The following is a 13,287-nucleotide window of genomic DNA, read 5'->3' as shown; positions in this document are numbered from 1 at the left end:
CAAATAATTAAGGTTTAGCCTTAAACATCCCCTCAATCCGTGCCAATAAATGACTCGCACTGTAATAATCTAACCGGAACGTATCATAGCCCGCGGCATAAACTCGATCATGTTCAATTGCTGGGATATGAGCTAAAAACTTATTATTTTTCAGTGCGTCAATCGCCGGTTGGTCGCCGGAGAATAGCAAAATAGTTTCACCGTTAAGGCCCTCGGCCAATTTCTCGCCACCCAGTTGGATGATATCTTTGCGGTGCCCCATGCTGGTGTTGCCTTTCACCGCATCAGGGACTTCTGCCAGTGTGAAGCCCAATTCCTGTAGTAGTTTTCCCTGTGCTGAATGCTCGGTCCATAAATTGGCAGTGCTGCCCGCCGCTTGATAGACAAACGCTGAAATCGGTTGTGGTGGCAGCGTAATATTCTGCTTTACCTCATTGAGTCGATTAGCGAATTTCTCAATAACTTGCTGTGCGTCAGCTTCATGCCCTGTTGCCTGGCCCAGCACGACGGCTAACTCTTGCCAACTTTTGTCATCATAATTAATGACTAATGTGGGGGCGATAACTGACAGCTGCTCATAGAGCTTCAAGGCCGAATCCCCGCCAGTGGCAGAAATAATAATTAAGTCCGGATTCATTCCCGCGACAGCTTCGGCATTGGGTTCCGTCTGGTACATTGGCACCAGTTTTTTGGCCTGTGCAACATCTGACCATTGTGTAAAGAAACCTTGATGGTCAGCCACTGTGGTGTCAGGCACGGTCGCCCCACTGGCAATCACAGGGGCATTGATAGCCAGCAAAGTCCCGGTAATGGTGATACTGGTGGACACAATCCGTTTGGGGGGATGTGTTAGTACCACCGGGCCTTTGGCCGTTTCTACTGTGCGGGTCCACGTAGCTGTACCCTCATTGCCTGATGATGGTGCTTGCTGATCCGCAGTTTCTTCCGCCGGTTTACAGGCAGACAAGCAGAAAATAAGGCCCAAAAGACCCAGTTTAGTCAATATTGACCGCCATTTTTTATACTGAATGTAATTGATATAAAAGGACATAACGGCATTTTCTCTTTCTATTTTAAGCCCCAGTTCTGGGGGGATATATAAATAAGATTCATCAATAACATATTTACATTGATTGACAATATGAATTCTTAGTCGTAATTTACCACGCACGAAAGGGAATGATAGTAATTATTATTACCATTACTATTTGCATTGTGATGGAGGTCTTTGTGCGGTACTTCAACTCTGAAGAACATGGCAGCTCTGAAGAACACGGCAGCTCTGCAGACATGCCCGTTAATTCGCCGTTTTCAGCTGTATCCTCAACATTTCTATTTACTTCAAAACATCAGAGTATCAAAACCCAGGGTATTTTCGAACGAATTAATCAAGCGGCACAAGGCCGTGCTGACCATGAAAATTCACTGCAATCAGCTCTACAATCGGCGTTCCAACGTGCACGTGATGCTGGACAACAACAGCCTATCATCGTCGGGGCCATACCTTTTGATGCCCGTCAGGCATCGTGCTTATTTATTCCGGAACATTATCAGGTTTGTGACCGCCAAGCTTTGGTAGATGCTGCGTGTGTTAATAGCCGCAGAGCGGTTACTGCCCTCGCCAGCCGCAGTTTGCCGGATGAAAATGAGTTCAAACATATTGTGGGGGAGGCTGTTGCTGCTTGTCAGTGCGGTGCAATCCATAAAGTTGTGCTGTCCCGTATTCTGGAAATTGATACAGACATCCCGGTTGATAGCGATCAGGTTATGAATCATTTACTGATCCAAAACAGCACGGCGCATCATTTTCGCGTGCCGCTTGCTGATGGTGGCGTATTACTCGGTGCCAGCCCTGAATTATTGGTGCGTAAACATCTGGCTGGGGTTTATACCAATCCGTTGGCTGGTTCGGCGAAACGGCAAGACGACCCACAACATGATTGGGATATTAGCCAGGCATTACTGGATTCAGAGAAAGACCAATATGAGCATCGGCTGGTTATCGACGAAATTCGCCGCTTATTGACGCCACATTGCTCAAGTCTGCATATCCCTTCACAACCTTCATTGATTAGCACCGCCGCGCTGTGGCACTTATCTTCCGCCATCAGCGGTGAGTTGGAAAACCCACAGATGCGGGTGTTAGAGCTGGCGAATCTGTTACACCCAACCCCCGCATTGTGTGGATTACCGACGCAAAAAGCCCGCCAGTTAATTCAACAATTAGAGCCTTTTGAGCGGGGGTTATTCAGCGGAATTGTGGGTTGGTGTGATGAACAGGGCAATGGTGAATGGGCGGTGATTATCCGGTGCGCCACGGTACATCCAACACAAGTGCGGCTATTTGCCGGGGCGGGCATTGTCGCTGCCTCACAACCCGCGCTGGAATGGGCAGAAACTGAAGCCAAATTGGGCACCATGCTCAATGCGATCGCCATCACCCGATCAGGAGTGCCGCTATGAGTATTGAATTTACCCGTTGGCCGCAAGAGTTTGCTCGTCGCTATCGCGAGAAAGGCTATTGGACAGACCAGCCGATGACGGAGATGTTGTCTCGCCAGTGCCAGCAGCGGCCAGAGGCGACGGCCATCATTTGTGGTGAGCGCCATATCAGTTATGCGCAGTTCGAGCAGGCAGCGCAGCAGTTGGCTGTGCGCTTAACCCATCAGGGCATGCGCCGTGGCGATACCGCCTTGGTTCAACTCCCCAATTGTGCTGAATTTTATCTGGTTTACTTTGCACTATTAAAAATCGGTGTTGCGCCCGTCAATGCATTATTCAGTCATAACCGATTGGAATTAAATGCTTATATTGAACAAATCCAACCGCGCTTACTGATTGCTGATGCCAGCCATAACCTGTTTGCCACAGGGGATTATTGCGCCGAATTACAGAAAAAAACGCCAATGCTGGAATTCCTCATTGTGGCGGGAAATACCGATTACGCTCAGTCGCTGGAGGCCTTGTTGTATAGCGAGGGGGGATTTAATGATCGGGATAATGAAACTGCCGAACTTTATCCCTCTGCGGCTGACGAAGTGGCTTTTTTCCAACTTTCCGGGGGCAGCACGGGGACGCCAAAACTGATCCCCCGCACCCACAATGACTATTACTACAGTGTGCGGGCCAGTGCAGAAATTTGTCAGCTCGACGAGCACACCCGCTATCTCTGCGCCTTACCGGCCGCCCATAATTACCCGCTCAGTTCTCCGGGGGCATTAGGGGTGTTTTATGTCGGCGGCTGTGTAGTGTTGGCTCCAGATCCCAGCGCGATGAGTTGCTTCCCGCTGATTAAACGCCACCAAATTACATTCACCTCTTTGGTTCCTCCCGCCGTGGCCCTGTGGCTACAAGCCGCAGAGCATTTTTCCGCTGACCTGGCCAGCTTGCAGGTGTTACAGGTTGGAGGGGCGAAACTCAGTGAGTCTCTGGCTCGCCGTATTCCACAGAGACTGGGCTGCCAGTTGCAGCAGGTGTTGGGGATGGCGGAAGGATTAGTGAATTACACTCGCTTTGGTGACAGCGACCACTTGGTGTTTACCACTCAAGGGCGGCCTATCAGCGAGGATGACGAAATTAAAGTGGTGGATAGTGATGGGATGCCCGTGGCTATCGGAGAGGTTGGTGCACTGGTGACGCGCGGCCCTTATACCTTCCGTGGTTATTACCGCAGTCCAACCCATAATGCCAATGCCTTTGATAAAGAAGGATTTTACCATTCCGGTGATCTGGTACAGATGACTGAAGAGGGCTATTTGCGGGTAGTCGGGCGGGAAAAAGATCAGATTAACCGTGGTGGTGAAAAGATTGCCGCAGAAGAGATTGAAAACCTGCTGGTGGCCCATAACGATATTCTTCACGCGGCATTGGTTTCTATGCCGGACGAAATAATGGGTGAGAAAAGCTGCGCATTTATTGTCGTCACGAATACCGATCTGCGGCCAGTAACTTTGCGTAAATATCTGCGTGAGATGGGGGTGGCTGATTTCAAATTACCCGATCGTTTTGAAATCGTCGCCGGCCTACCTGTTACTCCCGTTGGCAAGATAGATAAAAAGCGGTTGCGTCAGGATATTCAAGACCGCCTTAGTACACTTAGCAAATAAGGATTTTATGATGGCTATTCCGGTTCTTTCTGCTTATGACCTCCCTAAAGTGGGGCAATTTCCGGCGAATAAAGTGAATTGGCAGTTTAACCCCGCCCGTGCCGTGTTACTTATCCATGATATGCAGGACTATTTTGTGAGCTTTTATGGTGAAAATAACCATTTGATACAGCAAGTTATCGACAATATTGCTGCGTTGAGAAATTACTGTAAACAGCAGGGAATACCCGTTATTTATACTGCTCAGCCTAATCATCAAAGTGCTGAGGATCGCGCGCTGCTTAATGATATGTGGGGCGCAGGTTTGAATAATCATCCGGCTAAACAGCGAGTCGTTTCAGAGCTGACACCGGATACGGATGATGAAGTGCTTGTTAAATGGCGATACAGCGCGTTTTACCGCTCACCATTACGCCAAATCATGGCGGATAAGGGCCGTGATCAGTTGGTTATTTGTGGCATTTATGGCCATATCGGCTGCCTGACGACCGCCACAGATGCTTTTATGCAAGATATTCAGCCATTTATGGTCGCCGATGCTATCGCTGATTTCTCTCTGGAAGATCATTTGATGGCACTTAAGTATGTGGCAACGCGCAGCGGGCGGGTGATATTTACCAGTGAAATTGTCGCTAACGTGAACGAAAATGCGCTTATTTTCAGTAAAGAAAAGCTAAAACAGCAATTGCTGGCTCTGATTGATGAAAATGCTGATGATTTCGATGAAGACGAAAATCTGATCGATTATGGCCTGAACTCGGTGCATATCATGGCGCTAGCCACACAGTGGCGTCAGCAAGGTATAGAACTGAGTTTTGTCGCGTTAGCCAAGAACCCGAGCTTGAATGGTTGGTGGAAACTGCTGGAGCCACAACTTATTGATCGAGACAAAAATGTGTCATTGGTCGGGGTTGAATAATGGCGACTAATCAGGTTTCTCCCGCGAAAAGTACCTGCGCAATAAACAAAGCGGCGCAGATGGATTTTACTGATAAACGGGTGTGGGTCACTGGGGCAGGGCAGGGTATTGGCTATCAAATTGCCAGCCAGTTTGTCGCGCTGGGTGCAGATGTCGTTGGGTTGGATAAAAGCTTTTCGGCGACACAAAACTTCCCTTTTACCACGGCGTTGCTGGATATTAGCAACCCGCAGCAAGTCGCGTTGGTGTGCCAGCATCTATTGAGCCAGGTTCCGCGTATTGATGTTCTGGTGAATGGTGCCGGGATTCTCCGCATGGCAGAGACTGAGGCGCTGAGTCTCGAAGATTGGCAACAGTGCTTTAATGTGAATGTTTCCGGCGCGTTTTATCTCTTGCGCCAGTTAATCCCACAGTTCAAATGGCAGCGTTTTGGCGCGGTAGTGACTATTGGCTCCAATGCCGCGCATGTGCCGCGCATCCAAATGTCGGCTTATTGTGCTTCTAAAGCAGCATTAACCAGCTTGAGTCATTGTGTTGGATTAGAGTTAGCGGCTTACGGTGTGCGGTGCAATGTGGTCTCCCCCGGCTCTACTGATACCCCGATGCAGCGCGGCATGTGGCACAGTGAAGATGCGCAGCAGCGGACGATTGCCGGTTTTCCACAGCAATATAAATTGGGTATCCCACTGGGGAAAATCGCCACCCCGCAGGAAATTGCCAACACCGTGGTGTTTCTCGCCTCGGATTTAGCCAGCCATATTACTCTGCAAGATATTGTGGTAGACGGCGGCGCGACATTGTCTGCTTGATAGACATTGTCTGCTTGATCAGTGCTGTCTGCTTGAGCAGTTATGTTTCATTTCTAAGCGCTTCCTCGTGACACCTCACCGCGATAATTTCTTGTGCGTGGGGTGAGTCGTATCTGGCTGTTTACCCTTTCGTATTGCTCTTCATGACGGCACTTGCTGCCGATTTTCACTGTTAATGTTACTTTTCGTGAATAAGATTAAATTCAAACTCCTTTAAAATCAGTTGATTGTATCTTTCTCCATTATCTATTGTTAAATGTTGTGATTTAAATCGCATTCACTTCCCAATTTATCCCTTAAATTTAACTTTAATAAACATTAAATAACTAAAATTAACATTTATGTGCAACACCAGCAGCTATGGTTGACAGGATTATGGCTGACCTTTATTCCCTGCAAATAACTATAATATGAGGTTTTATTATGTCTGAATCATCAACCGAACCTTTAGTGATACCAAAGGTATTACCGGAGGAGAATCATGCCTATCGTAAAGCGGCATGGCATATTTTACCTTTATTAATGCTGTGCTATGTCATGGCTTATCTTGATCGGGTGAATGTGGGTTTCGCCAAGTTGCAAATGGCTGATGACTTACAATTCTCCGATGCAGTATATGGTTTTGGTGCCGGTATCTTCTTTATTGCCTACTTCTTCCTGGAAATTCCCAGCAACCTGATGTTGCATCGTGTTGGGGCGCGGCTGTGGATTGCGCGCATCATGATAACTTGGGGCATTATTTCGGCGGGGATGGCTTTCGTCACCACGCCGATGTCATTCTATGTGATGCGTTGTTTGTTGGGGATTGCTGAGGCCGGCTTCTATCCGGGGGTAATCCTGTATATTTCTTATTGGTTCCCGAGTAACCGCCGTGGCCGAATGTATGCCTTATTCGCCACCGCAGTGCCATTATCCGGGGTGATAGGTGCACCGCTATCTGGCTGGATAATGGATGCCTTTAATGGTTTCCATGGTTTTGCTGGCTGGCAATGGATGTTTATTCTGGAAGGTATCCCCTCGATACTCATCGGTATTTTGGTGATTTTTAAACTGACGGACAGGATCGCACATGCCAAATGGCTGACTGTCGAAGAGAAAAAAATCCTACAGACCAATATCGATAATGACACACAGCATCATGTCCATAGCAGCCTGAAAGAGATTTTCCTGCAACCCCGAGTCTGGTTACTCACCCTTATTTATTTCTGCCTGATTTCCGGTTTTTACACCATTGGTTTTTGGTTGCCGACGCTGATTAAAGACAGCGGAGTGACCAATATCTTGTACATCGGTTTATTGAGCGCCATCCCCTATGCGGCGGCGGCTGTGACCATGGTCGTGGTATCACGCAGTGCCGACCGCTTACGGGAACGGCGCTGGCACTTGGCATTAACTGCGACATTGGGTGGAATTGGGATGATCATCTCCGCCAGCTTCAGTGACAACATCATCATCGCCATGGTGGGGTTAACTATAGGAGCTATGGGGGCATTGAGCACTTTGCCACTGTTTTGGAGCTTGCCAACGGCCTTCCTTGGTGGCACCGCTGCTGCCGCAGGTATCGCACTGATTAACTCCTGGGGCAACCTGGGGGGCTTCGTCGCACCTTATATGATGGGGTATCTGAAAGATCTGACGCAAAGTACCACCGTCGGGATGTTGATTATTTCTACCATGTTATTTATTGGTGCAGGGTTAGTCTTTTTAGTTCCAGCTAAAACAGTTAACCGCTAACCGCGCAGATAAAAAGGATATGACAATGAACATAATGGTAACGGGTGCTGCGGGCTTTCTGGGGCGTCGATTAATTGAGCATTTACTGACACTGGAGAGTCTGAAGGATAGCCAGGGTCATCAGCACAGTATCAATAAAATCATTGCCTGTGATGTGGTGCCGCTGCGTGGGATAGCTAATGAGCGGGTGCAGGTCTCTTGTGGTGATATCGCCGATTCATCATGGCTGGCGAATGTTTTTGACCATCAGATTGGCACCGTTTTCCATCTGGCGGCAATTGTCTCCAGTCAAGCAGAAGAGGAATTTGAACTGGGTATGCGCATCAATTTTGATGCCACCCGTGGGCTGCTGGAGCGGGCGCGTCAATTGGGGCATTGCCCTAAAATCATCATTACCAGTTCAGTAGCTGTATTTGGCGGAGAGTTACCGGCAGTGGTGCCCGATGAGCAGGTTTGGGCGCCGCAAAGTTCCTATGGGACGCAAAAAGCATTGAATGATTTATTGCTGGCAGATTATAGCCGTCGGGGATTCGTGGATGGTCGTAGCTTAAGAATGCCGACTATTGTAGTGCGCCCCGGCAAACCTAATCGCGCCGCTTCTAGCTTTGCCAGTGGCATTATTCGTGAGCCATTACAGGGTATTGCAGTAGTTTGCCCTGTTAGCCCACAAACACCCTTGTGGCTGTTATCGCCGAAAATGGCAATTAATAACCTGATTCATGGTCATCAACTGGATGCCAGTCAGCTTAAGTCTGGGCGAGTGATTAATCTGCCTGGGTTATCTGTTCGTGTGCAACAGATAATTGATACATTACGGCGCATTGCAGGTAATGAAGTGGCCAATCTAATTAGGATTCAGAAAGACCCACTCATTGAGAAAATTGTCAATTCCTGGCCTGGAAATTTCGACGCTCGCTACGCTAAATCATTAGGTTTTTGCAGTGATAGGGATATCAACAGCATCATTAATGATTTTATTCTTGGTGATTTACCCCTGAAAGGGCTGAATAATGAGTTGTAGAGATATTAACTTTATATAATAGAAATAATTACCATTAATAATAGTATGGATAATCCATCGGGTTGTGCGGGATACTTAGCATAATCTGGTGGATTTTTATTGTCAGATACAGATTTTTAGCCATAAAGCCGATATAATAACCCTATTCGTAATTATCTCATTAATAATAAAAATATATTTTCATTAGGCTAAATAATATGGTTTTTTTTCGCGGTGTTTTCTTTTTTTTGCTGATGATTATCTCATCTTCATCTTTCGCTATAAACTGCCAGCGGGCAGCAACACCGGTTGAATACACTGTCTGCGGTGATGAAGATCTTCATTGGCTTGATCAGACACTCAGTGATATTTATCAAGCGATGTTAGTGAAATATGATACTGAAACAGTTTATCAGCAGCGGCAAGTATGGGAGAAATCTCTGAACAGTTGCACCAGTAATAACTGTATCCAGCGTGCTTATTTTCGGGGCATTGCCTCTATGTCAGACATTGATGAAAATTTCGACTGGCGTGGTCAATGGTGGAATATCACCAAAGGTAATGACCGGGGTGGTGTTATCAAGGTAACTCGAGTTACGGAGTGGGGATTTAGTATTGATAGCCATGCCTGGTCGGGTGAAAATACCGGTAACTTTAGAGCTGAGGCCCGTAAAGTTGAAGGGCTGGCTGTGATTGATCTTATTGAAAATACAGCAAATTGTCGGCTGTTACTGATTCCAATAAAAGATGGTTCTATTCAAGTACACAGCAATGGCAGTTGGGGGTGTCGCATCTCGATGCCCAAAGATGTTTTTATTGATGGGCAATATGTCCGAGCTGAAAAAGATCCACGCGAAATATCGACTTTACTTTCCATTGGTATTTTTACTGATGCCGAGAATGATAAGATTTTCCGTGAGTTAGTCGGTGAACATTATGCCCAATTTATTGCTTCAGCTAATGTCTATATCTATAGCCAAGACAGGGATAATCGAGGCGCAAAAGTATTATCTACGTGGGTGCGAGGGGCTGCAAATAAACGAGCGTCGATAATTATGTATAATCGTAGCGGTTTGATGTGGGCCGCATATATTGCACCTGACAAGAATGGAAGCCTGCGAGTTCATTATTTTACTAATGTGCCTGAAGACAAAGATAAAAGACCTAAAACTATTGTCGAATGGCAACAAACCTTTATGGATAACTGATATATCTTGCTGGTGAAGGTCGCCGAAGAGTGGGCGGGGTGCTCTTATTCCGACTCAATTAATTGAGTCAGGGCCTATGATTCGCGACAGGAATTTTAAGTATATAAAAAATGGCCAGGGTGTCGAGCAATGAGTGTCGACACCCTGGCCATTTTTATAATGATAATTAACAATATTTTTATTCTAACGTCCCAATCACGTTCAATGACATATCATCAGGTATTTCGTTATAAGACAATACGTTAAGCCCATTGCAGAATAATCGTGCATAGCGTGCAATCAAGGGGCGTAATTGCGGAGTGACCAATAAAATAGGTTGGTGATTCTCCGCTTTCATTTGTTCTTTAATGATAGGCATATTCTGTTGTAGCTGGGTCAGAATATTTGGGTCGACAGGGAAATTATCCAAGACGATTTTTCCTGCTTGCTGTGCCTGATTGAGTGAGCCAAGCAACATATTCTCCAATGCATTATTAATGGTATAAACCGACAGGTTTTTATCATCGCCATTGATGCTATTGACGATCCCGGTGCGCAACGCGTACCGCACATCGGAGGTCAATAAAAGTGAGTCTTTCGTCACATTGGCACTGTCTAATAATGTGGTTGCGATGGTCACAATATCTTTAAGGGAGACATTTTCGATTAATAATTGCCGATAGACTTTTAATAACTCACTAAAATTAAATGCCGCAGCAAAATCTTCCGCTAGTCGAGGTGACAATGACTCCAGCCGTTGGTGTAATTGTGTTATATCGTCGTAATTAAATAACACTGGCAGGTGTTCCCGTGCCACTTTATTGACATGAGTTGCTACCACACTGGCACAATCGACGATTTGATAGCCAAAGTTTAAGGCATTCGCCTTATTTTGTGGCTCTATCCACACCACCGCCAGGCCATAAGTGGGATCTATCGACAAAACACCATCGACTTCCCCGTATTGTTCCGTAGTTGGAATTGCCATTAGTTTATCAATATAAATTTCACCGCCCGCGACTTTGACGCCATTAACATTAATAGTGTACTGAGAGGGCTTTAAACGAAAATTCTCCCGCACTTTAACTTCGGGCAATATGATTCCGCAGGTTTCCGAGATAATTTGGCGCACACCACGCAGCCGCTGGATTAATGGCCGATCTTTCGCTTCGTCAACCAGTGTCACCAATTTATAACCAAGATTCAGGCCGATAGGTTCTACGACGGGTATATTATCCCAATTAATATTGAGTGAGTTATCTTCTGAAATTGCTTGGTTGAGGGTTGTAAGATCGGGTTCAATATTCGCTTGCTGTATTTTTTTACTTTGCTGCCAAGCGGCGAACAGGAGTAATCCGGTGAAGCTGAGAAAGGCAAGATGGGGCATCCCCGGCACAATGGCGAGAATAAACATCACAAATGCCGCAGCATATAAAATAGTCGGTTTTGCTAATAACTGATCTTTAATTTCATCAGTCATATCACCGCCATCACTTACCCGAGTGACAATAATTGCTGCGGCAGTGGCTAATAACAGTGAAGGAATTTGTGCGACTAAACCATCACCAATGGTCAGTAATACATATTGCTGGAATGACTGGCTGGCACTGAGGTCGTATTTGAAAATGCCGATACAAATGCCGCCGATCACATTGATCACCAGAATCATAATACCGGCGATAGCATCACCACGAACAAACTTGGATGCGCCATCCATTGCCCCGTAGAAGTCGGCTTCGCTGGCAACTTCTTTACGGCGTAGGCGGGCTTGTTCCTGATTGATTAATCCGGCGTTAAGGTCGGCATCAATAGCCATCTGCTTGCCCGGTAGTGCATCTAACGTAAAGCGGGCGGAAACCTCAGAAATTCGCTCGGCACCTTTCGTCACGACGACAAAGTTGATTGTGGGTGTGGTGCCAGAAGAGGAGCGACAAGAAATCGTCGCGCAGCTGCACGGCCAAACTATTTTTACCCAGCAATCATTTATTTCAATTCCCTCGCAAAGTAAAAGTGGTGGCGGCAAGTTCTCTAACAGCATTGATGGCAAGGAACAAGCGAAAGAAACCAAAAGCAATTTGGCAATCGAAGTACCGGAGCCAGAACAGTCTTTGGAAGATGTGGTGGATAAGTCACGTCAAGAAATGGAAGAATTATCCCGCGTCATTATGCAAATTACCTCCGCCTACGATGCGCAATCTAACTTGCAAATGGAAGTGGTGCCACAAGGGCTGCGTATTTTGATTCAGGATGATAAACAGCGCGATATGTTCCAGCGCAGCAGTGCAGTGCTGACCCCATTTTTCAGCCGTTTACTGGCTGAATTGGCCCCGGCATTTAATGAAATGGATAATAAAATCATTATTACCGGCCATACCGATGCTTCCCGCTATCGTGATCAAGTGATGTACAACAACTGGAATCTGTCGGGTGAGCGGGCATTGATGGCCCATAAAGCGTTAGTCAAAGGTGGGTTAAGTGAGGGGCGAGTACTGCAAATTAATGCAATGGCGGATCAGATGCTACTGGATCCGGCGGAACCTCTTGCGGCTAGAAATCGCCGTATTGAAATTATGGTATTAACCAAAACGGCTTCAGATACTTTATATCAATTTTTTGGTAACCACGGAGAGAATGTAGTGAAGCCGGCAGCAAAGAAAGCCGGATAGTTATGTTCTTTTTTCACCGTCCAGCTTCCCCTCGAGCTTTTAGGGCTGGGCGGTGCTTTTTTACATTATACCCGTCATGCTACAAACACTATGTGTGTTGGTTATATTTGCCACTTGGCCCTTCCATGGGCCGGGCCTCTTCGCGGCTACTGCAAGTCGCATGCAAATTTGTTTACAGCGCTAAATATCAATAAGAGCTGTCCCCAAACACGGCGTTCGGGCGGCAAAAATTAGCGCGGTGTGATAGTGACAGTATTACCATGGGTTGCAATGGTGACTCGTTGCCCCGGTTGGAACTGAGTCACACCTTGGGCCTGAACAACCAGGAAGGTGGTGCCGTTATCACGGCGAACTTCCAATTCAACTCCGCTACTGCGGTTCATCATGCTCTGCACTTGTTGGCCGACAACACCACCGGCAACGGCACCTGCGGCAGTGCCGAGACGCCGACCTGTTCCGCCGCCTATTGTATTGCCGAGGAAACCACCGACAACAGCCCCGCCGACGGCACCGGCGACATTATTCCCATCACCGCCCTGAATAGTGACTGGGCGCACAGAAACCAGAGTACCGTAAGTGACAGCTTGGGCCTGCCCAGCCTGAGCGCTGCTGAAAGTATCGCCCGAAAGGGTGTTATTATTTGCGCAGCCACTGAGTGTGGCGACGGCGATAGCAACAACAATGAATGGTTTTATCATATAGACCCTTCCTACTTGAAATTGCAGCGGTGTTCGCTGCGCTTACTCACCCGAATCACTTACTTGAGTAAGCTCATCGGGACTCGCTCGTTTGCTGCCTACCTGCAACTCCAATGAGTTTGGGTTATCCCTTCCTACTTGAAATTGCAGCGGTGTTCACCGCATAAC

The 13,287-nt window shown here is 47.0% G+C and carries 10 protein-coding genes and 1 pseudogene; 8 read left to right on the top strand and 3 right to left on the bottom strand.

Going from position 1 to position 13,287, the window contains the following annotated elements; translation table 11 throughout:
• Nucleotides 1–7: 7 nt before the first annotated feature.
• Complete coding sequence (gene fepB, locus OP863_RS16850; RefSeq protein WP_038639078.1) at nucleotides 8–1,051, bottom strand: Fe2+-enterobactin ABC transporter substrate-binding protein; 1,044 nt, start codon at nucleotides 1,049–1,051, stop codon at nucleotides 8–10.
• Nucleotides 1,052–1,290: 239 nt separating this feature from the next.
• On the opposite strand from fepB, the gene OP863_RS16845 reads away from it, so the two are divergent.
• From OP863_RS16845 to OP863_RS16815, 7 genes are all read left to right on the top strand, one after another.
• Nucleotides 1,291–2,463: an isochorismate synthase gene (locus tag OP863_RS16845; RefSeq protein WP_145586734.1), complete on the top strand. Its 1,173-nt coding sequence runs from the start codon at nucleotides 1,291–1,293 to the stop codon at nucleotides 2,461–2,463.
• On the top strand, nucleotides 2,460–4,106 hold the full coding sequence (locus OP863_RS16840) for a (2,3-dihydroxybenzoyl)adenylate synthase (RefSeq protein ID WP_265525632.1): 1,647 nt from the start codon (nucleotides 2,460–2,462) through the stop codon (nucleotides 4,104–4,106). Before OP863_RS16845 ends, OP863_RS16840 begins: the two co-directional genes overlap by 4 nt.
• A gap of 10 nt (nucleotides 4,107–4,116) precedes the next feature.
• Complete coding sequence (locus tag OP863_RS16835) at nucleotides 4,117–5,025, top strand: isochorismatase (RefSeq protein ID WP_265526287.1); 909 nt, start codon at nucleotides 4,117–4,119, stop codon at nucleotides 5,023–5,025.
• Nucleotides 5,025–5,834 (top strand): 2,3-dihydro-2,3-dihydroxybenzoate dehydrogenase, encoded by an 810-nt coding sequence (dhbA, locus tag OP863_RS16830; protein WP_271301890.1) that lies wholly within the window; start codon nucleotides 5,025–5,027, stop codon nucleotides 5,832–5,834. The genes OP863_RS16835 and dhbA overlap by 1 nt, the downstream gene beginning before the upstream one ends.
• Before the next feature lie 423 nt (nucleotides 5,835–6,257).
• Nucleotides 6,258–7,568, top strand: a complete 1,311-nt coding sequence (locus tag OP863_RS16825; RefSeq protein ID WP_038639086.1) for an MFS transporter — start codon at nucleotides 6,258–6,260, stop codon at nucleotides 7,566–7,568.
• A 25-nt stretch (nucleotides 7,569–7,593) separates the two neighbouring features.
• Nucleotides 7,594–8,589 carry a D-erythronate dehydrogenase gene (gene denD, locus OP863_RS16820; protein ID WP_265525631.1) on the top strand — a complete coding sequence of 332 codons (996 nt, stop codon included), beginning with the start codon at nucleotides 7,594–7,596 and terminating at the stop codon, nucleotides 8,587–8,589.
• A gap of 197 nt (nucleotides 8,590–8,786) precedes the next feature.
• Nucleotides 8,787–9,776: a lysozyme inhibitor LprI family protein gene (locus tag OP863_RS16815; RefSeq protein ID WP_265525630.1), complete on the top strand. Its 990-nt coding sequence runs from the start codon at nucleotides 8,787–8,789 to the stop codon at nucleotides 9,774–9,776.
• A gap of 178 nt (nucleotides 9,777–9,954) precedes the next feature.
• On the opposite strand, the pseudogene OP863_RS16810 reads toward OP863_RS16815, so the two are convergent.
• Nucleotides 9,955–11,658, bottom strand: a pseudogene (locus tag OP863_RS16810) (flagellar biosynthesis protein FlhA); the annotation flags it as partial.
• Here OP863_RS16810 and lafU point away from each other — a divergent pair.
• Complete coding sequence (gene lafU / locus OP863_RS16805; RefSeq protein ID WP_222423008.1) at nucleotides 11,621–12,421, top strand: putative lateral flagellar export/assembly protein LafU; 801 nt, start codon at nucleotides 11,621–11,623, stop codon at nucleotides 12,419–12,421. The pseudogene OP863_RS16810 and the gene lafU sit on opposite strands and share 38 nt — an antisense overlap.
• Before the next feature lie 230 nt (nucleotides 12,422–12,651).
• On the opposite strand, the gene OP863_RS16800 is transcribed toward lafU, so the two are convergent.
• The gene (locus tag OP863_RS16800) at nucleotides 12,652–13,119 is read right to left on the bottom strand and encodes a glycine zipper 2TM domain-containing protein (RefSeq protein WP_145589875.1); all 468 of its coding nucleotides are present in this window, start codon (nucleotides 13,117–13,119) and stop codon (nucleotides 12,652–12,654) included.
• Nucleotides 13,120–13,287 lie beyond the last annotated feature (168 nt).

Origin of the sequence: Yersinia sp. SCPM-O-B-9106 (C-191) (assembly GCF_026183365.1) — a bacterium.
Classification (GTDB): domain Bacteria; phylum Pseudomonadota; class Gammaproteobacteria; order Enterobacterales; family Enterobacteriaceae; genus Yersinia; species Yersinia rochesterensis.
The sequence above is the reverse complement of the archived record's forward strand: the minus strand, read 5'-3'. Positions and strand labels throughout refer to the sequence as shown.